This window comes from Citrobacter sp. Marseille-Q3906, from assembly GCF_916618775.1.
GTDB lineage: Bacteria > Pseudomonadota > Gammaproteobacteria > Enterobacterales > Enterobacteriaceae > Citrobacter > Citrobacter murliniae.
Genome location: NZ_CAKAKA010000002.1, coordinates 2,223,417 through 2,242,282, shown reverse-complemented (window position 1 = coordinate 2,242,282; position 18,866 = coordinate 2,223,417). Strand labels below are relative to the sequence as shown.

Sequence of the window (18,866 nt, the reverse complement as noted above, 5' to 3'; positions counted from 1 at the left end):
GCGGGCAGGAGCTGAACCATGCAGCCTGACCTGCACAGCCGCACGCTCGCGGCTCATACCCTTCACCAATTTAGAACACTTTCCCCGCTCACACATTGTATGACCAATGAGGTCGTACAGAGTTTTACTGCCAATACATTACTGGCTTTAGGTGCGTCGCCTGCAATGGTGATTGAACCGGAAGAAGCGAGCCAGTTTGCAACTATCGCCAGTGCGTTACTGATTAATGTAGGTACTCTCACTCAACGTCGCGCCACAGCAATGCGTGCTGCAGCCGAGCGGGCGCATCTTGCTAAAACCCCCTGGACTCTCGATCCCGTTGCCGTGGGTGTTCTGGACTATCGTCGTTATTTTTGTCTGGATTTACTGACGCTTCGGCCTGCCGCAATTCGCGGTAATGCCTCGGAAATACTTGCCCTCGCGGGGATGAACAGCGGTGGGCGAGGGGTGGATACCACCGATACGGCAGTCGCAGCACTTCCGGCGGCACAGGCGCTGGCGCGCCAGGCTGGAACTATTGTTGTGGTCACCGGGGAAGTGGATTACGTCACCGATGGCCAGCGCACCGTCAGCGTGAGCGGAGGTGATCCGCTGATGACGCGTGTGGTTGGTACTGGATGTGCTCTGTCGGCGGTGGTAGCAGCCAGTTGCGCACTGCATGGTGATCGGCTTGATAACGTGGCTTCCGCCTGTAGCTGGATGAAGCAGGCTGGAAAAATAGCCTCTGAACAAGCAATCGGACCGGGAAGTTTTATCCCGGCATTTCTCGATGCCCTCTATAACCTGGAAATGCAGGAGCAAGCATGAAACGCATTAACGCATTAACGATAGCCGGAACCGACCCTAGCGGCGGCGCAGGTATTCAGGCTGACTTGAAGACCTTCTCAGCGCTCGGGGCATATGGTTGCTCTGTAATTACGGCGTTAGTGGCGCAAAATACGCGCGGGGTGCAGTCGGTTTATCGGATCGAACCTGATTTTGTCGCCGCGCAGCTGGACTCCGTATTCAATGATGTGCGTATCGATACCACCAAAATTGGCATGCTGGCTGAAACGGACATTGTTGAGGCGGTCGCTGAACGCCTGCGCCGTCATCAGGTGCAGAACGTGGTGCTGGACACGGTCATGCTGGCGAAAAGCGGCGATCCATTACTTTCGTCTTCTGCGGTTGAAACACTACGTACCCGTTTGTTGCCGCAGGTGTCAATTATCACGCCGAATTTGCCAGAAGCTGCGGCGTTACTTGGGGCATCGCACGCACGAACGGAACAGGAAATGCTCGAACAAGGGCGTGCACTTCGTGCGTTAGGCTGTGATGCAGTATTAATGAAAGGTGGTCATCTGGATGACGAACAAAGCCCGGACTGGCTTTTTACCCGCGATGGTGAACAGCGTTTTACCGCCCCAAGGGTGATGACCAAAAATACCCACGGTACTGGTTGTACGCTATCGGCGGCGCTGGCGGCACTGCGTCCGCGTCATTCCAGTTGGGCCGACACGGTACAGGAGGCTAAGTTGTGGCTCTCTGCAGCACTGGCTCAGGCGGATACGCTTGAGGTGGGGGAGGGGATTGGTCCGGTGCATCATTTCCATGCGTGGTGGTAACACAGATTATCTTTCAATATTGCTCCCGGTCGATTTCACATTCGCCACCACGATGCATCTTGAATGATTTTTTGTATATACTGACTGCAGTACTGGCAGCCAGGAAAAAGATAAATGGAACAAGCGCATACCCAGCTTATCGCGCAACTGAATGAACGTATTTCAGCGGCAGATAACACGCCGCTGTATATGAAATTCGCTCAAACGGTTAAGGACGCTGTGCGCAGCGGGATCCTGGAACATGGCAATATTCTGCCTGGTGAACGCGATCTCAGCCAGTTGACTGGTGTTTCACGAATTACGGTGCGCAAAGCGATGCAGGCGCTGGAAGAAGAAGGTGTGGTAACCCGCGCCCGTGGTTACGGGACGCAGATTAATAATATCTTCGAGTATTCGCTAAAAGAAGCACGCGGTTTTTCGCAGCAGGTGGTTTTACGCGGTAAAAAGCCGGATACGCTGTGGGTTAACAAACGTGTGGTGGCATGCCCGGAAGAGGTGGCGCAGCAACTGGCAATTGCCGTCGGAAGTGAAGTTTTCCTGCTCAAACGTATTCGCTACGTGGATGAAGATGCCGTTTCAATTGAAGAATCGTGGGTTCCCGCGCATCTTATTCATGATGTGGATTCCATCGGTGTTTCTCTTTATGACTATTTCCGCAGCCAGCATATTTTCCCGCAGCGTACGCGCTCACGCGTCAGCGCGCGGATGCCAGATGCGGAATTTCAGTCGCATATTCAGATGGACAGCAGAGTGCCGGTACTGGTGATCAAGCAGGTAGCGCTCGACCAGCAGCAACGGCCCATTGAGTACAGTATTAGCTATTGTCGAAGCGATCTATACGTCTTTGTGTGCGAGGAGTAACGCGTCACGTGAGGGGGCACAATCGCCGCCGCGATGACCGACCACCCACGATCCCACTGCGTTGCCAAGGAGTACGGCATCGGCCAGCGACCAGCCCGAGGCCAGTCCAGCCAGCATTCCTCCTGCGTGGCTGTCACCCGCGCCAATAGTATCCACGACCGTCGTGGGGAATGCGGCAACGCAACCGGACGTTTGCTCGCTGAAATACCATGCACCCTCTTTATCGTGGCGGACCACAACCGGTGTGGTAAAGCGCTTCACCCACTCGGCACCAAAACCTTCAACATCGGGGCTTAACCTGAACCGCCCGGCGGCGATTTCTGCCTCCTGGCGATTCAGTGACACCAGCGGATGACAGGCCATAATTCGTGCCATCAGGGCATCAGAAATATCGCTGAGCCGTGGACCAAAATCGATAAACGGCGTCACCTCTTCCAGACCCTCCAGCCATTGCACAAGCAACTCGCCGCACGGTGAGGCCAGCTGGTAGCCTGACAGGTAAACCAGGCTCTGGCGCGGAATGTTCAATTGTGCCAGCCAGTCAGCATTCCACTGATTTTCTACGCCGCTGAAGGACATAAAGGTGCGTTCACCATCCGGCTCCACCAGTGCCAGACACCAGCCATTATCGCCTTCAGCATTATCGATCAGACTGTGTAATCCCTCTTTTGCCATCCGGTTGCGGATAATATCGGCCCACACGCCCTGGCCTAGCGGTAGAGCATTACTGGCGTTGATACCTAAACGCTTGAGCGCTACAGCAATATTCAGCGCACAGCCGCCAACGTTAACGCCCTGTTGTTTCAGCTCAATGTCACAACCGCGCCAGGGAAGGGCATACGCATCGGCAATCACATCAATTACCGCCGCGCCCACCACCGTTACCGGCCGCTGAGTGTGTAATTGCGGAAGAAGATCTCGCAGACGCGTGATGCTCATAATGCCTCCCGTTGTTCGCGCAGGCGCGTCAATTCCGTGGCGTAGCGTGTAAAGTCCAGTTGATTAACGGTATCCAGCTCCAGTTTCAACATCGAATCAATAGCGTCAGGGCCGTGCAACGCGCCGCAAATAGCTGTCGCCATTGCGCCGATAGTGTCCGTATCGCCGCCGAGGTTAGCGCACAGAATGGCGCAGCGGTTGGGGTCGGTCCCCGCCAGTTCAACCATGGCGATTGCGCAGGGGACGGATTCAATGGTACTGGTACCGGCTCCAACGACCTGATACAACTGCTCGCTGGCCGATTCTGCACCGTCTGCGTTGCGGACGATTTTAAGCGCCAGCTCCAGACGTGCGCAGAGCGATGCACTAAAGGTAGTGATCCGTTTTTGTTGTGCATGCAGGGCAATGGCTGGGAGAGCCTCGACAATATCCGCCCATTTCGCTCCGTCGATCGCACGCGAAACCGCCCATGCGATCACCACTGCACCGGCCACCGCCAGGTCTGATTTATGCGTCGGGCTGGATGCCAGCGCCACATCATCGATAAAAGCATCGAGATCGCGTGCTGGCAGCAGACAACCCAGCGGAGAAACGCGCATCGCTGCGCCGTTGGTTACGCCGTTATTTTCAAGATCGGCGACCGGCTTACCATCGCGAATAGCGTTTAGCGCAATCTTAGATGTGGGGCCGAGTACGTTTTTATTGAAGGCATCAAAGCGTTCGGCCCAGGCCAGAATATTGCGCCCAATCACGTCTGGTACGATTTCCCCGTTGCATTCAAGCAGGGCGTCAGCCAGGCACAATGCCATTGACGTGTCATCAGTGAATTCTGCCTGGTTAAAATAACAGGCAGCGTTATTTTCCGCAGGGCCAGGCAAAAAGCGGTCGATCCACCCAAAGTGTGCTTTAACACGGCTTCTTGGCCATAGTTCCGACGGCATACCCATCGCATCCCCTAACGCCTGCCCATAAAGAGCACCGAGAATACGTTCTGCTTTCATTTTACTTCCCCTTGTGTCAACGCAGTATCGCGATCGTCCACCTTAATTGCGGTGATTTCTTTGTCTGATTCGCGAAAGAAAATCATAAACAGTACGGCAATGACGGCGATCATAATCGCGCCAAATCCCCACATACCTGCCCAGTTGAAAGTGAGACCATTTACTGGTTCTTTATAGGCAAACATTTTTTCCATCATCACCCCGCCCAGACGGTACCCAAGCAGGCTGCCGAATCCCTGACAACAGAGAGTGATCAACCCCTGGGCGGCAGTCCGCATGTGTACTGGCGCTTTTTTATCGACATAGATATAGGCCGTCACGTAGTAGAAGTCGTAACTGACCCCGTGCAGCAGAATGCCGAGAAACAGCAGTGCGTAAGTGAAATATTCTTCCGCGCCGCCGTAAACGAAAAATCCGTAACGGATCGCCGCGGTAATAAGACCAAGCAGTAATACCTTTTTGATGCCAAAGCGTTTCGTGAAGAACGGCAGCGCCAGCATAAAGAAGATTTCAGAGAACTGGCCCAGCGTCATCCAGCCGGTAGCGTTTTTCATCCCGACTTCCGTGAGGTAGCCGTTGGCGAAGATGTAATAAAACGCGAGTGGCATAGCAAACAGGAACGAACAGAAGAAAAAGACGAGGAAGTTTTTATCACGCAGCAGGATTAATGCGTCCAGCCCCAGCATGACTTTGAAATCCATTTTGCCGGTACTTTTCGGTGGTGTATCCGGTAAGAAGAAGGCAAAAACACCGAGTAAAGCAGAGCTTCCGGCGGTGATGAGCAGAGGAATATTGGTTGGTGAGATATCGTTGTAGCCGAGCATTTGCGGTAAGAATCCGCATGCTAAACCGGAAGCAATCCAGCCAATTGTCCCCATAACACGGATGCGCGGGAAATCGCGTTCGACGTCCGGTACGTTGGCAAAAGCGATGCTATTAGTGAGCGCAATGGTCGGCATATAGGTTAGCGAGTACGCCAGTAATAACGGGAAGAATCCGCTAAATGTCGTTTGCTGCGCCGCAAAGTACATCAGAATTGCCCCGACGAACATCAGCACGGCCAGCACTTTTTGCGCGGAGAAAAAGCGGTCAGTTAACGAGCCAACAAAAATTGGTGAGAGAATGGCAGCAATCGCTGTACAGGCATAGGACCAGCCAATTTCACCGGCGGTAAATCCGCTTTTACTCAGCCATAGCCAGAGAGGTACAAACCAGGCGCCCCAGATAAACCACTCTACAAACATCATGAACGACAGCTTAACTGTAGTTTTCATCTTTAAATCCTTCATGACAGGTAAGGTACGCCTCGATAGTACCACTTGATAATACCTTTAAAATACCTTTGTGGCTTAAATTTGACCGCTGTAACATTTTTTCTGCCTGAATCGAGCCAGCGGAAACCGCTGAAAAGTGCGCTAAAGATGGAAAAAATGCGCAGTCAGTACCAGACTTATTGCTGCCCGCAACAAGGCGGGTCAGGACAATCCATATTCCGGTATCTGGCCGGAACTTACGGGAGCATAGCTATGACTGATATTGCGCAGTTGCTTGGCAAAGACGCCGACAACCTTTTACAGCATCGTTGTATGACCATTCCTTCTGATCAACTTTACCTGCCTGGACATGACTACGTCGACCGGGTGATGGTGGATAATAACCGTCCGCCTGCCGTGCTGCGTAATATGCAGACGCTGTACAACACAGGCCGACTCGCCGGGACGGGATATCTGTCTATTTTGCCGGTGGACCAGGGCGTGGAGCATTCCGCCGGGGCATCGTTTGCTGCTAATCCGTTGTACTTTGATCCAAAGAATATCGTTGAGCTGGCTATCGAAGCGGGCTGTAACTGCGTGGCATCGACCTATGGTGTGCTGGCTTCCGTTTCTCGCCGCTACGCGCACCGTATCCCATTCCTTGTGAAAATTAACCACAATGAAACGCTCAGTTACCCTAATACCTTTGATCAGACGCTGTATGCCAGCGTGGAGCAGGCGTTCAACATGGGGGCGGTAGCGGTTGGAGCGACCATCTATTTTGGTTCAGAGGAGTCGCGTCGCCAGATTGAAGAGATTTCTGCGGCATTTGAGCGTGCTCATGAACTGGGGATGGTGACGGTTCTGTGGGCCTATCTGCGTAATTCGGCATTTAAAAAAGACGGCGTGGATTACCATGTTTCCGCCGATCTGACCGGGCAGGCTAACCACCTGGCTGCCACTATCGGTGCAGATATCGTTAAGCAGAAAATGGCAGAAAACAATGGTGGGTATAAAGCGGTTAATTTCGGCTACACCGACGATCGCGTCTATAGCAAATTGACGACTGACAACCCTATCGATCTGGTGCGCTATCAGCTAGCGAACTGCTACATGGGCCGGGCTGGATTAATTAACTCAGGCGGGGCCGCCGGGGGCGAAACCGATCTCAGCGATGCGGTGCGCACAGCGGTGATTAATAAACGTGCCGGTGGGATGGGATTAATTCTTGGTCGTAAAGCCTTCAAGAAAACTATGGCAGACGGCGTTAAGCTGATTAACGCCGTGCAGGATGTTTATCTGGATAGCAAAGTCACAATTGCCTGAATCATTGCGGATTGCTTTGTACTAACGTAACAGCGGGCAATCTGGTGGTAACCGGCAACGCAACGCTGCGGGCAGGATTTCAATATGAAACTCCTGTCCGCTGAGCGGTTCACCATCGAGATTAAAGGTGATTTCATGTGGCGCACGGATGTCAAACCATGCCGATGCTCCATCAATGATGTTAGGGTTGTCATCGGATTGCGTTAACGTCGAAAGCAGTGCCGGAAGCAGTTCTTCTCCGGTAAATATCCGCAACTGTAGCAAACCGTCATTAATCAGTGCTGTTGGGCAAAGCTGCTGTCCGCCACCAGCCTGGCGCCCGTTGCCGATGCCAATCACCAGCGCGTCGCCCTGCCAGTGAAAGCCCTCACCGCGAATTTCGCAACTGTCGGGTTTGAGGGTATCCATTCGCATTAGTCCATGGATAAAGTACGACACGCCTCCCAGTGCGGCTTTGAGTTTTTCCGGTGTCTCGGTGGTGATCCGGGTTCCAAAACCCCCCGTCGCCATATTGATAAAATAGGTTTTATCGTTCACCTGTACCATATCGATCTCTACCGTATTCCCGGCGATAGCAAGCTTTAACGCTTTATCCAGCGCCTCCGGGATGCCTGCGCTGGTGGCGAAGTCATTCGCTGTTCCCAACGGCAGAATACCCAGTGCGATAGCGTGGCTATCCTCCGACTGAATTAACGCGGTGGAGACTTCATTGATGGTGCCGTCACCCCCGCCGGCAATCACCGTTGCGACACCCAGTTGACGGGCTTCATCAACGTAGCGCCGGGCATCACCTTTTTCCCAGGTAACGCGAACATGAATTTCCACGCCTTCATCGCGAAGCAGGGCGACTGCATCACGTAGAGGGAGATTATCAGCACTTTTTCCATTCAGGATCAGTAAGCTGGCAGGGAACGCTATCATCCTTTTGCCTCACTTTTATCGTTTTAACAAGTGTATGCCAGGAATCGGGATATGACCCAGGAACAGACTGAAAGCGGAAGCGTAAAGAGAAAAAAAGCCGCGATTGCGGCTTTTCTGACAAGGGGAGATTATTGCGGGAACCACTGGTCGCTGATTTTTTGATAAGTACCGTCAGCTTTGATGGCGGCCAGCGCATTATTCAATTTTTCCAGCAGGGCTTTGTTATCCGGGCGAACTGCGATACCAAGGCCGGTTCCGAAATATTCAGGGTCAGTTACTTTTGCCGTTGCCGTACCTAACTGAGGGTTGGTTTTCAGCCACTCATTAACCACCGCGGTGTCACCAAATACGCCATCAATACGTCCATTTTTCAGGTCGATAATCGCATTCTGGTAGCTGTCATAGGCTACAGTTTTTACTTCAGGATGTTTGTCCTGCAGGTATTTCTGGTGTGTGGTGCCGTTTTCCATTCCGATACGTTTGCCTTTTAGATCGGCAAAAGTTTTATAGGTATCTTTTTTCGCAATCACCAGCGCAGAGTTTGCATAGTATGGCTGAGTAAAGGAGACCTGCTTACTACGCTCTGGGGTGATATCCATACCGGAAATCACCGCATCATATTTTTTGAATTTTAGCGCGGGGATCAGACTGTCGAAAGCATGATTGGTAAAAGTACAGTCAGCCTGCATTTGTTTGCACAATGCTGTTGCCAGGTCGATGTCAAAACCGACAATTTTATTGCTCGCATCCAGCGATTCAAATGGCGGGTAGGTCGCTGATACACCGAAATTAATTTTATCAGCAGCTGAGGCGCCGGTGGCGAAAGTAGCAAGTAATGCGGCCAGTACTAACTTTTTCATGGTGGAACTCCCGTCTGTCAATCTTATGATTATTTACCGTGTCTGCGGCATAGATTTACAATGCCATTTAATGAATTTGTATGCAATAAAAATGATTAAGTATTTTTTATAAGATAAAAAAAGACGGACAGTTGAGAGACTTGTCCGTCTTGATGTTATTGTCTTATGCAGTTTATACGGTCTGGATTATATGGTTAGTTTCTGTGTTCAAACGCCAGTGCCTTGCGCTCGATTAAGCGCATCATTAAAGTCAACAGCCCGTTTACGATCAGGTAAATGACGCCTGCTGCACCGAAGACCATCACGTCATAAGTGCGACCGTACAACAACTGGCTGTAGCCCATGACTTCCATCAACGTAATGGTGTAGGCCAGCGAGGTGCTTTTGAACACCAACACCACTTCGTTTGAATAAGAGGATAGGGCGCGTTTAAAGGCGTAAGGTAGCAGTATTGCCAGCGTATCCTTTTTGCTCATCCCCAGCGCACCACATGATTGCCACTGGCCCTCCGGTATCGCACGGATAGCGCCGTAGAACAGTTGCGTGGTATAGGCCGCGCTGTTTAATGACAACGCAATCAGGGCGCACAACCACGGTTCTGACAGCAGATGCCAGAGTACCGGGTATTCCTGCAACGCGGGAAATTGTCCTGGCCCGTAGTAGATGAGGAAGATTTGCACCAGCAGCGGCGTACCAGTAAACAGCGTGATATAGGCGCGAACCAGCCAGACCAGCACGGGGGTTTTCAGCGTCAGGATGACGGTGAAAATTAGCGCCAGAACAAGAGCCACAACGATGGATGCGACCGTGAGTGTCAGGCTGGTATGCAGCCCTTTCATCAATTCAGGTAAATACTCAAGCATCAGCCCGGTCTCCGCTCAAAACGTGTTGCGCGCAGGTCAATGCGTTTGAGAATGTACTGACTCACCAGCGTAATCACCAGGTAAATAGCGGCTGCAACGATGTACCAGGTAAATGGCTCCTGAGTACGGGTAGCAATGCTTTTGGTTTGCAGCATCAGATCATTCACGCTAATCAGGCTAACTAATGCGGTATCTTTCAGGAGTACCAGCCACTGGTTACCCAGGCCTGGCAGAGCATGGCGCCACATTTGCGGCATCACCAGACGAAAGAAGATGGCGGTCTTAGACAACCCCAGCGCCTGACCCGACTCCCATTGTCCGAGCGGAACGGCCTTCAGCGCACCGCGCAGCGTTTGCGAGGCATAGGCCGCGTACAGCAATGACAATGCAATGACGCCGCACAGGAACGGGCTGACGTCGAAGTTTTCGATCTGCATCTGAACGGGGATCTGTACGAACCCAAGATTGATCGTAAAGCCATCGGCCAGCGTCAGCAGAAGTTGAGAGGAACCAAAATAGATAAACAGAACGACCAGAATTTCTGGTAGCCCACGCAGGATAGTGACCAGAGCTGAGCCCGTCCAGGCCACCGGACGCCATTTTACAGACTCCCAGACGGCAAAAAGCATGGCGAGCGCAAGGCCGATGATCAGCGCACAAACCGCAAGGCCGACGGTCATCCCGGCGGCGCTTGCTAAAGGAAAAAATTCATTCATCAAGTATTACTTCTGGAACCATTTGTTGTAGATGGTCTCGTAAGTCCCATCTTTCTTCACTTTTTCCAGCGCAGCGTTAAATTTCTGCTGCAGCTCGGTATTACCCTGGCGCACAGCAATGCCCAGGCCGGTGCCGAAGTAATCTTTATCCGTGACTTTATCGCCGACGGCGGCCAGTTTCGGATTGTCTTTCAGCCATTCAGTCACGACTGCAGTATCACCAAAGACGCCATCAATACGACCGTTTTGCAGATCAAGTTTGGCATTCTGGTAGCTGTCATACGGAACGGTGGTCACTTCCGGATGTTTATCCATGATGAATTTCTGGTGCGTGGTGCCGTTTTGCACGCCGACTTTTTTGCCTTTCAGCTGGTCAATACTGGTAAATTTACCTTGCTGACCAACAAACAACGCAGAGTTGTCGTAATAAGGAGTAGTGAACAGTACCTGTTTTTCACGCTCCGGAGTGATGTCCATGCCGGCCATTACCGCGTCAAAACGACGGAATTTCAGGCTTGGGATCAGGCTGTCGAACGCCTGGTTAGTGAACGTACAGGTAGCGTCAATCTCTTTACACAGCGCATTCGCCAGATCAACGTCAAAGCCCACGATCTTATTATTAGCATCGATGGATTCAAACGGAGGATAAGACGCTTCTGTAGCAAAACGAATAGTTTGGGCTGCGGTAGCGGAAAGGCTAAAACCTGCGATTAGCGCGGCAATCAGAACTTTTTTCATTGTCATTGTCCCGAATCTTAGTGAGAGAGATAGTTTTTAAACGCTTCGGTTTGCGGGTTGGCAAAGCAGCTCGCATCCCCAAACTCTACGATATGACCGTTTTCCATATACACCACACGACTGGCAGTTTTACGTGCAACTTCCACTTCATGGGTGACGATCACCTGAGTAATGTTGGTTTCAGCCAGCTCACGGATGATGCTGACGATTTGTGCCGTAATTTCCGGATCAAGCGCCGCGGTAGGCTCATCAAACAGCAGTACCTGCGGCTCCATCATCAACGCACGAGCAATGGCCACACGCTGTTGCTGACCGCCGGAAAGATGCAGTGGGTAACGATCGCTGTAAGGCTTGAGGCGCAGACGTTCCAGCAGTTTCTCGGCACGTGCCAGCGCTTTTTCTTTCGTCAGACCGAGTACGCGGCAGGGCGCTTCAATCAGGTTTTGCTGCACTGTGAGATGCGGCCAAAGATTGTATTGCTGGAAAACCATACCCACGTTCTGACGCAGCTCACGAATGGCTTTATCGGAAGGGGTTTTCGTGAAGTCGAAACGGTTGCCCGCAATAGAGAGCGTGCCCGAGCGCGGCATCTCAAGCAGATTGAGTACGCGCAGTAGCGAGCTTTTCCCGGCTCCACTTGGGCCAAGTAACACCAGTGTTTCACCCTGAGGGCAATCCAGCGTGATATCGAACAGCGCCTGATGGGCGCCGTAGAAGCAGTTAATGCCGTTTAATTGAATACTCATTGACACTCGTATACTGGCAGTCTGATAGCTATTGAAGCCGCAGATACTACCTTTGACAGAATAGTTATGCAATATTTATGCGTTAAAAGTTAAATGCAAACCGCATTCTTATCTAAACATAGCACAAAATAGCGGGGTCACCAGTGGGCAAGAATAATTGTCGGCATTCTATGCAGAATGCCAGACAATTTATGGGGGTTATGATTTAAGCTGTTGAATGGTGGTAATTAGCGATTTTCGATGGACTGGCGCAGCGTCCCGGCTGGCGCGTGTACGCTGCCTCCGAGATAGCGTACATCGTCCACAACCCAGCACTGGCCTTCACGGATCATCAGCACTTCATCACGCCAGGTCTGATTCCCTTGTTTAAGCTCTACGCGCAGTGGAATGTTGCGTGCATCACTATTCGGAATGGTCGATGCACTGGCAACGCTGGCGCTATCCGGTAATGTGGTGCGGCTGGAGAAAAGATCGCTGTTAAACAGTTCACGGTGCGTGTTGTCGCGGCTGGCATCGGTCAGCAGTTTCGCCAGATTGTCGCTCAGGTACGGACGAAGGGCGGTCATATCATTGTTACGATGCTGAATGCGGTAATCGTAGAATTGCTGTGCCACGCTGTCCGGCCCACCTTCCACACATGCGCCGCTACGCGGACCATTGTCTTTATAGGCCGGAGTCACCGTCGTACAGGCGCTGAGAAGTAGTGCACATGGAACCAGCAGAGAGAGTTTTGAGTAGCGCATAATGATTTCCTTATATACTCGTTATATTTCAAGTTGCTGATGCGTTGGCTATACTCGCTCATCCCGGTCACTGCGTAGCAGCGTGACCGGCGCTCGAACGATTCAGAGTATGAGCGTTCTACAACAGCGATAATGAATCATATCTTTTCAATGATAGCATAATTGATTAAGGCATTGTTTTTACTCGCTCCCTGGGGAGCCACGTTCAAAGTGGGGGGAGTCCGTAATATGTCCTTGCACGATTACACGCTTCATTCACACCACCATTTTCACCAGTCATGGCAAACTCTCTACATGTAGTAGGCCTGTTTTCATAAATAGTACAGTGGGCAGATTGTCCTGGCGTTCCACAAAGGGCAACGCAGCGGGGGCGGGGTTGGTTAGTGCCTGTCATACAGCGCAGGAAAGGGGATACCTGTTCGGTTAATTGGGCTGGCACTACACCATCAGCATCATCACCTTCAGACCAATAGAAAGAAACACGAAAAAATGCACAACACGCGCCACATGTCATGCATGGGTTCAGATTGCTCATTACTTCACCTGTTACAACATTACATATCAATTAAATCGACATATAAATTATGTCAGCCTTTGGTACCCGGGCAAGTGTACGTTACTGATATTGCATCCAGTTGGGTATTTGTAAATAGGGGGGCAGGATAATTTTTCATCCATGCTATTTTGCGCAGATGTTTACTTTAAGCTGATATTCTTATTTTTGGCCCATTTTCTTAATCTTCCATTAGCATTGGCATAAGGTGAAGATGTATTAAAGGAGATCATCCTTCCCATTGTCCATTTTGTGTACCATGGTTTTCCATACAAAATGTCATTAGAGCGCTCATCAATAAGCTTCACAATTTCATTTTTTACGGCCTGAAGCTCGGTTACTAATGAGCTATAGCTCAACTCACTGTAATCTGAGTAGAATTTTTGCGCTAAAAGACCAAGCTGATTCCATTTATAGCCCGTCTCAGGAAAGTCGACGGGCATCCCTTTCGCGTCAGAAGTGATCCACTTTACAACCAGGGCGTTCCATCCGAGCAGGTATGAAACCAGGTCATGAACGCTCATTTCTGTCCCTTTGGCATGTCCCTCCATCGAGCTATCTGCAGTTAACTCGGGAGGGATTGCGCTAAGGTAACTCATTAATTTACTGAAATTTTTATCAATAGCGAAAAGTAGTTCAGATTTGGTTTGCGGCACACTCATAAAGAATTCCCTCTCGCTTCAGAAGAGTTACCATAAAGACTACGGTGTAGTGTTTGAAAAACAGTCAATTATGTATCACTTACAACAGCAGGGAAAGGCCCTTGGGTAGATAAGCTCATTTGCTTTTTCTTCATAAGATATCAATACAAAAAACAGGGAAACTATTGGGAGGAAAATTGTTTATTGAGGCAGCATCGAGCTCAAAAAAATCAAATATATTAATTTGAAATTTATATAATTTGCTGAAAGGTAATCGACTTCTGGACGTGCTTTTTGTCGTTTTGAAAAATATACAATCACATCATTTTCAATGATAGTGTATAGGTTTGAGAATACTTTTGAGATCGCACGCTTAGCGCATTAAGGAGATTAACCATGCAGTTTTCGACTACCCCTACGCTTGAAGGGCAGAGCATCGTGGAATACTGCGGTGTGGTAACTGGTGAAGCTATTCTGGGCGCAAATATCTTCCGTGATTTCTTTGCGGGCATTCGTGATATTGTCGGGGGGCGCTCCGGCGCGTATGAAAAAGAGTTGCGAAAAGCGCGAGAAATTGCCTTTCAGGAGCTGGGGGAACAGGCGAAAGCGCTGGGTGCGGACGCGGTCGTCGGTATCGATATTGACTATGAAACTGTAGGTAAAGACGGCAGCATGTTGATGGTGAGCGTCAGCGGTACTGCGGTGAAAACTCGCCGATGAAACGTTTGTTATGTCTGCTGATGTTTACCCTGCTATTGGCAGGGTGTGCCGGTGAGAAAGGTATTGTTGATAAAGACGGGTATCAACTGGATACCCGCCGTCAGGCTCAGGCGGCGTATCCGCGGATAAAAGTGCTGGTTATCCACTATACGGCAGACGATTTTGACTCTTCTCTGGCGACGCTGACGGATAAAAACGTCAGTTCGCACTATCTGATCCCGGCGATACCGCCGCTGTACCACGGAAAGCCGCGTATCTGGCAACTGGTTCCGGAGAAAGATCTGGCGTGGCATGCGGGGATTAGTTTCTGGCGTGGCGCCACACGTATTAACGATACGTCGATTGGTATTGAACTGGAAAACCGTGGCTGGCAGAAATCGGCAGGCATAAAGTATTTTGCCCCGTTTGAGCCCGCGCAGATTCAGGCATTGATCCCTCTGGCGAAGGAAATCATTGCTCGCTACGACATCAAACCACAAAACGTGGTGGCACATGCGGATGTTGCGCCGCAGCGCAAAGACGATCCTGGTCCCCTGTTTCCGTGGCGTGAACTGGCGGCACAGGGGATTGGCGCATGGCCGGATGCGCAGCGCGTGATGTTTTATCTCGGCGGACGCGCACCTCATGAGTTAGTTGAAACGGCATCGTTACTCGATCTGTTGTCGCGTTATGGCTATGAGGTAAAACCGGAAATGACGTCACGCGAGCAGCAGCGGTTGATTATGGCGTTTCAGATGCACTTCCGCCCGGCGTTGTGGAACGGCGTGGCGGATGCAGAAACTCAGGCGATTGCCGAAGCGCTACTGGAGAAATACGGGCAGGATTAACGCGGTAGCTTACCGTGGTCGCGCAGCCAGGCCGCGGTACGCTCAATTCCTTCATCCAGCGTCACAACGGGCTGATAGCCTAACTCTTCCTGGGCGCGAGTGGTATCCAGCGTAAAGTCAAAATTCAGCTTTGAAACGCCGTAGTGAGTGAGCTTAGGTTCTTTAGCCGATTTGTTACCAAGACGCTCCATGCTGCGGGCAACCATGTCCAGCATCGGATAGGGTACTGAGCGAATACGGCAATCAATATTGAGCTCGTCGATAAGTTTTTGCACGATACTGCGCAGGGTACGATGCTCACCATTGGTAATGTTATACGCACGACCCGACGGCAGGTTATCGCAGGTTTCCTGACTTACCAGCCACATTGCGTGAACCGCATTTTCATAATAGGTCATATCCACCAGCGCACTGCCACCGTGTGGCAAAAGGATGCTGCCGTAGTGATGCATCATGTGTGCCAGGCGGGGGATAAAAACTTTATCGTGAGGGCCGAACAGGCTTTGCGGACGAAGCACTGTAAAGCGGGTCTGCGGGTTGGCCTGGGCCAACAGCGCAATAACGTCTTCACCAGCCGCTTTACTACGGGCGAATTCGTTGGCGAAACGGTGTGGACGGAAGTCCTCTTTAATATCGCGATGGTGGTGATAATCAAAATAGAGCGACGGGGAGGAGATATGAATAAAGTTACGCACGCCCCAGGCGACGGCCCATTCGCCCAGACGACGGGTCGCACGGACGTTGGCCAGATCGAACGCTTCTTGTGTTCCCCACGGCGAGGTAAAACTGGAGCAGTGCCACAGCGTGTCGATGCCTGCGAGCATCACTTTTGCCTGCGAAGAGACCAGTTCGGTCAAATCTGCATGCACAAATTCTGCGCCCATTTTCTCCAGCAGCTTACCCATCGCTTCGTTGCGACCGGTGGCTCTGACGCTGATGCCTTTGTTGCGTAAAAACTCAACCGCGTTTCGGCCTAAGCCGCTGGTGGCTCCGGTAACCAGTACCTTCATATCAATCCGCTGTGTTTAATAGAACTTCACGCGCATTCTTCCGTGAAATACGACTGTATGCAATGGGAAACGTGAAAGAATACAGCCTCTTTTTGTCTTTAGTCTGTGATTTGTTCTGCAAGTTTGGCGATACGCTTCGCCATCCCCCTGAAAATGAACAGGTGAGCCGGGATCATCAGCAACCAATAGAAGAGGCCTGGCATACCATGTGGATGCCACCAGGCGCGAACGTCTATACGGCGGTGATCGCCTTTATCTTCCAGCGTAAAGCTCAGGCGGCCAAGTCCTGGAGCTTTCATTCCAAACAGCAGGGTGAGCTGTTTTTCCGGCTCTACAATAATGACTTTCCAGCTATCAACGGTATCGCCGACCTGTAAAATCGGGTGTTCGGGTCGACCTTTCGCCAGCTTATGGCCTACCAGCAGGTCCAGTGCTGCACGCGTTTTCCACAATATATTGCCAAAGAAATAACCTTCCTTACCGCCGAGCCGGTTTACTACCTGCCACAGCGCTTTCCGGCTGGCAGACGTTTCGACGCTAAAACCGGCCTGTTTGGCAAAATAGCCGTATTCAGGGCGCCAGCGTGCGAATGCCTGGGCGTCGTAACCCCAGTCGCTGGAGTTGACCAGCTTCTCTTCTTCTTTGAGCGTACTGCGTACCGCATCGTCAAACGCAATCAATTGTTGCGGAATAAGCGACCGTAGCGCGGCGTCATCAGCCAGAAGATCGTGTTTCAGCCCTTGTATCAGCGCTTTTGCGGTGTTCGGCGGAACTGAGGTAATCACATTTAAAAACCAGACCGAGATCCAACGGGTAGGAAAGGGGATGGGAATAAGCAGGCGATGCTTGCCGCTGACGGCCATAAAATGCTCGAATTGCTCCTGGTAACTTAATACCTGTGGCCCTGCGGCTTCGAGCACACGATGTTCGCTTGTTGGGTGATCCAGCAATGCCACCAGGTAATGCAGCAGGTTTTCCAGTGCAATTGGTGTGGTGCGTGAGCGTACCCAACGGGGGGGAGTCAGCACCGGCAGGTTGTAGACCATGTCGCGCATCACCTCAAAGGCTGCTGAGCCAGCCCCCACGATTATGCCAGCCCGTAGCTCAGTTACCGGCACACCGGATTCTCGCAGTGTGTCCGCCGTTATCTGGCGTGCGCGCAAGTGATCGGACTGTTCATGTTTGGGAGCCTGTAATGAACTCAGGAAAATAAGCTGTTTGACCGGGGTGTTACGCAACGCATCACGGACATTCAGCGCGACCTGACGTTCATGAGCGATAAAATCGCCACCTTCGCCCATGCCATGAACCAGATAATAGACAGTATCGACCCCAGCCAGAAGAGGCGTCAGGTTATCCGGCCAGTTTAAATCGACTTTATGGCAACTGACGTTAGCCAGCTGCTGTTTTTCCAGTCGCTCAATGCGACGTGCCGCAGCCAGCACCTGATGCCCTTGCTGGCTGAGCGCCTGAACCAGATGCTGACCAATGTAACCACTGGCGCCAAGTACCAAAATCCGTTGCGGCACGCCTGTCTCCTTAGCGGTTTAAGAATGTGCGCCAGTGAGCGGCGACTTCAGCAAGTTGCTCACGCGAGACGTCCAGATGCATTACCAGACGTACAATTGGCGAGGCGTTAATCAGAACGTCTTTCGATTTCATATACTCGCCCAGCGCGGCAGCATGCTCTTCACCGACACGGACAAACAGCATATTGGTGTCGTGACGCATCACGTCAGCGCCAGCTTCTCGTAGTTGCTCTGCCATCCAGGCCGCGTTGTCATGATCGTCCTGCAAACGCGCAACGTTATTTTTAAGCGCGTACAGGCCGGCAGCCGCCAGAATACCAGCCTGACGCATCCCGCCGCCGGTCATTTTACGCCAGCGAATGGCGCGTTTGATGTAGTCCTGGCTACCGACTAACAGTGAGCCGACCGGCGTTCCCAGACCCTTGGAGAGGCAAATGGTGAACGAGTCGCAATACTGGGTGATCTCTTTCAGCTCACATCCGTAGGCAACGACAGCGTTAAAAATACGTGCGCCGTCAACGTGTAGCGCAAGATTTCGTTCGCGGGTGAAGTCCCAGGCATCCTTTAAATACTTGCGCGGCAGCACTTTACCGTTGTGGGTATTTTCCAGACTGAGCAGGCGTGTGCGGGCAAAATGGATATCGTCTGCTTTGATTTTGGCAGCAACTTTATCCAATGGAAGAGAGCCGTCTGGTGCTGCGTCGATAGGCTGCGGCTGAATACTGCCCAGCACTGCGGCACCACCGGCTTCGTATAAATAGTTATGCGCCCCCTGGCCTGCAATGTACTCTTCACCGCGTTGGCAGTGACTGAGTAGCGCAACCAGATTTGCCTGAGTGCCGGTAGGTAAGAAAATCGCCGCTTCTTTGCCTGAAAGCTCAGCGGCATATTGTTGAAGTGCATTGACGGTAGGGTCGTCCCCGTACACGTCGTCCCCGACCGGGGCGGTCATCATTGCTTCGAGCATGGCACGGCTCGGCCGGGTAACGGTATCACTGCGTAAATCGATCACGGG

Annotated in this window: 21 protein-coding genes; 6 read left to right on the top strand and 15 right to left on the bottom strand. The window is 51.6% G+C overall.

Annotated elements, in window-relative coordinates; all coding sequences use genetic code 11:
- The first annotated feature begins 18 nt into the window (after positions 1-18).
- From thiM to LG384_RS14985, 3 genes are all read left to right on the top strand, one after another.
- Entirely contained in the window at positions 19-807 is a 789-nt protein-coding gene (gene thiM / locus LG384_RS14995; RefSeq protein ID WP_225761159.1) for a hydroxyethylthiazole kinase, read from the top strand.
- Positions 804-1,604, top strand: a complete 801-nt coding sequence (gene thiD / locus LG384_RS14990; protein ID WP_225761158.1) for a bifunctional hydroxymethylpyrimidine kinase/phosphomethylpyrimidine kinase — start codon at positions 804-806, stop codon at positions 1,602-1,604. The genes thiM and thiD overlap by 4 nt, the downstream gene beginning before the upstream one ends.
- Positions 1,605-1,718: 114 nt before the next feature.
- Positions 1,719-2,465 carry a GntR family transcriptional regulator gene (locus LG384_RS14985; protein ID WP_045444852.1) on the top strand — a complete coding sequence of 249 codons (747 nt, stop codon included), beginning with the start codon at positions 1,719-1,721 and terminating at the stop codon, positions 2,463-2,465.
- On the opposite strand, the gene LG384_RS14980 is transcribed toward LG384_RS14985, so the two are convergent.
- Genes LG384_RS14980 through LG384_RS14970 form a run of 3 tightly spaced genes read right to left on the bottom strand, consistent with a single transcriptional unit; the run spans position 2,439 to position 5,679 of the window.
- Positions 2,439-3,404, bottom strand: coding sequence for a PfkB family carbohydrate kinase (locus tag LG384_RS14980; RefSeq protein ID WP_200012746.1), 966 nt, complete (start codon positions 3,402-3,404; stop codon positions 2,439-2,441). The two genes, LG384_RS14985 and LG384_RS14980, sit on opposite strands and share 27 nt — an antisense overlap.
- Complete coding sequence (locus tag LG384_RS14975) at positions 3,401-4,405, bottom strand: ADP-ribosylglycohydrolase family protein (protein ID WP_200012744.1); 1,005 nt, start codon at positions 4,403-4,405, stop codon at positions 3,401-3,403. Before LG384_RS14975 ends, LG384_RS14980 begins: the two co-directional genes overlap by 4 nt.
- The gene (locus tag LG384_RS14970) at positions 4,402-5,679 is read right to left on the bottom strand and encodes a nucleoside permease (RefSeq protein WP_045444843.1); all 1,278 of its coding nucleotides are present in this window, start codon (positions 5,677-5,679) and stop codon (positions 4,402-4,404) included. The genes LG384_RS14975 and LG384_RS14970 overlap by 4 nt, the downstream gene beginning before the upstream one ends.
- Before the next feature lie 252 nt (positions 5,680-5,931).
- Here LG384_RS14970 and fbaB point away from each other — a divergent pair, with 252 nt between their 5' ends.
- Positions 5,932-6,984: a class I fructose-bisphosphate aldolase gene (gene fbaB / locus LG384_RS14965; RefSeq protein WP_045444840.1), complete on the top strand. Its 1,053-nt coding sequence runs from the start codon at positions 5,932-5,934 to the stop codon at positions 6,982-6,984.
- Positions 6,985-7,005: 21 nt separating this feature from the next.
- Here fbaB and yegS read toward each other — a convergent pair whose 3' ends face one another.
- The 9 genes from yegS to LG384_RS14920 all read right to left on the bottom strand — a co-directional run bounded on the left by yegS (position 7,006) and on the right by LG384_RS14920 (position 13,786).
- A complete protein-coding gene (gene yegS, locus LG384_RS14960) occupies positions 7,006-7,905 on the bottom strand; it encodes a lipid kinase YegS (protein ID WP_200012742.1) in 900 nt (299 codons plus the stop codon).
- 128 nt (positions 7,906-8,033) lie between these two features.
- A complete protein-coding gene (gene artJ, locus LG384_RS14955; RefSeq protein WP_045444834.1) occupies positions 8,034-8,765 on the bottom strand; it encodes an arginine ABC transporter substrate-binding protein ArtJ in 732 nt (243 codons plus the stop codon).
- A gap of 194 nt (positions 8,766-8,959) precedes the next feature.
- Entirely contained in the window at positions 8,960-9,628 is a 669-nt protein-coding gene (gene artM / locus LG384_RS14950) for an arginine ABC transporter permease ArtM (RefSeq protein WP_045444831.1), read from the bottom strand.
- Positions 9,628-10,344, bottom strand: coding sequence for an arginine ABC transporter permease ArtQ (artQ, locus tag LG384_RS14945; protein ID WP_045444828.1), 717 nt, complete (start codon positions 10,342-10,344; stop codon positions 9,628-9,630). Before artQ ends, artM begins: the two co-directional genes overlap by 1 nt.
- Positions 10,345-10,350: 6 nt before the next feature.
- The gene (gene artI, locus LG384_RS14940; protein WP_045449691.1) at positions 10,351-11,082 is read right to left on the bottom strand and encodes an arginine ABC transporter substrate-binding protein ArtI; all 732 of its coding nucleotides are present in this window, start codon (positions 11,080-11,082) and stop codon (positions 10,351-10,353) included.
- Between the two features lie 17 nt (positions 11,083-11,099).
- Positions 11,100-11,828, bottom strand: a complete 729-nt coding sequence (artP, locus tag LG384_RS14935; protein WP_045444825.1) for an arginine ABC transporter ATP-binding protein ArtP — start codon at positions 11,826-11,828, stop codon at positions 11,100-11,102.
- Positions 11,829-12,055: 227 nt separating this feature from the next.
- On the bottom strand, positions 12,056-12,571 hold the full coding sequence (locus LG384_RS14930; RefSeq protein WP_045444822.1) for a lipoprotein: 516 nt from the start codon (positions 12,569-12,571) through the stop codon (positions 12,056-12,058).
- Positions 12,572-12,776: 205 nt separating this feature from the next.
- Positions 12,777-13,106: a YkgJ family cysteine cluster protein gene (locus tag LG384_RS14925; protein ID WP_071828981.1), complete on the bottom strand. Its 330-nt coding sequence runs from the start codon at positions 13,104-13,106 to the stop codon at positions 12,777-12,779.
- Positions 13,107-13,267: 161 nt separating this feature from the next.
- The gene (locus tag LG384_RS14920; protein WP_045444819.1) at positions 13,268-13,786 is read right to left on the bottom strand and encodes a ClbS/DfsB family four-helix bundle protein; all 519 of its coding nucleotides are present in this window, start codon (positions 13,784-13,786) and stop codon (positions 13,268-13,270) included.
- 375 nt (positions 13,787-14,161) lie between these two features.
- Between LG384_RS14920 and LG384_RS14915 the strand changes: the two genes are divergently transcribed.
- Positions 14,162-14,485 carry a heavy metal-binding domain-containing protein gene (locus tag LG384_RS14915; protein ID WP_001160725.1) on the top strand — a complete coding sequence of 108 codons (324 nt, stop codon included), beginning with the start codon at positions 14,162-14,164 and terminating at the stop codon, positions 14,483-14,485.
- Positions 14,482-15,312: an N-acetylmuramoyl-L-alanine amidase gene (locus tag LG384_RS14910; RefSeq protein WP_045444813.1), complete on the top strand. Its 831-nt coding sequence runs from the start codon at positions 14,482-14,484 to the stop codon at positions 15,310-15,312. The genes LG384_RS14915 and LG384_RS14910 overlap by 4 nt, the downstream gene beginning before the upstream one ends.
- On the opposite strand, the gene LG384_RS14905 is transcribed toward LG384_RS14910, so the two are convergent.
- The 3 genes from LG384_RS14905 to ltaE form a co-directional block, all read right to left on the bottom strand.
- Entirely contained in the window at positions 15,309-16,322 is a 1,014-nt protein-coding gene (locus LG384_RS14905) for an NAD(P)-dependent oxidoreductase (RefSeq protein ID WP_225761157.1), read from the bottom strand. The two genes, LG384_RS14910 and LG384_RS14905, sit on opposite strands and share 4 nt — an antisense overlap.
- A 98-nt stretch (positions 16,323-16,420) precedes the next feature.
- The gene (locus LG384_RS14900; RefSeq protein ID WP_225761156.1) at positions 16,421-17,851 is read right to left on the bottom strand and encodes an SDR family oxidoreductase; all 1,431 of its coding nucleotides are present in this window, start codon (positions 17,849-17,851) and stop codon (positions 16,421-16,423) included.
- Positions 17,852-17,861: 10 nt separating this feature from the next.
- The gene (gene ltaE, locus LG384_RS14895; protein ID WP_225761155.1) at positions 17,862-18,863 is read right to left on the bottom strand and encodes a low-specificity L-threonine aldolase; all 1,002 of its coding nucleotides are present in this window, start codon (positions 18,861-18,863) and stop codon (positions 17,862-17,864) included.
- Positions 18,864-18,866 lie beyond the last annotated feature (3 nt).

Bases quoted from the DNA above. Each gene is read 5' to 3' on its own strand.
- thiM (WP_225761159.1), top strand. From the start codon at position 19: ATGCAGCCTGACCTGCACAGCCGCACGCTCGCGGCTCATACCCTTCAC.
- thiD (WP_225761158.1), top strand. From the start codon at position 804: ATGAAACGCATTAACGCATTAACGATAGCCGGAACCGACCCTAGCGGC.
- LG384_RS14985 (WP_045444852.1), top strand. From the start codon at position 1,719: ATGGAACAAGCGCATACCCAGCTTATCGCGCAACTGAATGAACGTATT.
- LG384_RS14980 (WP_200012746.1), bottom strand. From the start codon at position 3,404: ATGAGCATCACGCGTCTGCGAGATCTTCTTCCGCAATTACACACTCAG.
- LG384_RS14975 (WP_200012744.1), bottom strand. From the start codon at position 4,405: ATGAAAGCAGAACGTATTCTCGGTGCTCTTTATGGGCAGGCGTTAGGG.
- LG384_RS14970 (WP_045444843.1), bottom strand. From the start codon at position 5,679: ATGAAAACTACAGTTAAGCTGTCGTTCATGATGTTTGTAGAGTGGTTT.
- fbaB (WP_045444840.1), top strand. From the start codon at position 5,932: ATGACTGATATTGCGCAGTTGCTTGGCAAAGACGCCGACAACCTTTTA.
- yegS (WP_200012742.1), bottom strand. From the start codon at position 7,905: ATGATAGCGTTCCCTGCCAGCTTACTGATCCTGAATGGAAAAAGTGCT.
- artJ (WP_045444834.1), bottom strand. From the start codon at position 8,765: ATGAAAAAGTTAGTACTGGCCGCATTACTTGCTACTTTCGCCACCGGC.
- artM (WP_045444831.1), bottom strand. From the start codon at position 9,628: ATGCTTGAGTATTTACCTGAATTGATGAAAGGGCTGCATACCAGCCTG.
- artQ (WP_045444828.1), bottom strand. From the start codon at position 10,344: ATGAATGAATTTTTTCCTTTAGCAAGCGCCGCCGGGATGACCGTCGGC.
- artI (WP_045449691.1), bottom strand. From the start codon at position 11,082: ATGAAAAAAGTTCTGATTGCCGCGCTAATCGCAGGTTTTAGCCTTTCC.
- artP (WP_045444825.1), bottom strand. From the start codon at position 11,828: ATGAGTATTCAATTAAACGGCATTAACTGCTTCTACGGCGCCCATCAG.
- LG384_RS14930 (WP_045444822.1), bottom strand. From the start codon at position 12,571: ATGCGCTACTCAAAACTCTCTCTGCTGGTTCCATGTGCACTACTTCTC.
- LG384_RS14925 (WP_071828981.1), bottom strand. From the start codon at position 13,106: ATGAGCAATCTGAACCCATGCATGACATGTGGCGCGTGTTGTGCATTT.
- LG384_RS14920 (WP_045444819.1), bottom strand. From the start codon at position 13,786: ATGAGTGTGCCGCAAACCAAATCTGAACTACTTTTCGCTATTGATAAA.
- LG384_RS14915 (WP_001160725.1), top strand. From the start codon at position 14,162: ATGCAGTTTTCGACTACCCCTACGCTTGAAGGGCAGAGCATCGTGGAA.
- LG384_RS14910 (WP_045444813.1), top strand. From the start codon at position 14,482: ATGAAACGTTTGTTATGTCTGCTGATGTTTACCCTGCTATTGGCAGGG.
- LG384_RS14905 (WP_225761157.1), bottom strand. From the start codon at position 16,322: ATGAAGGTACTGGTTACCGGAGCCACCAGCGGCTTAGGCCGAAACGCG.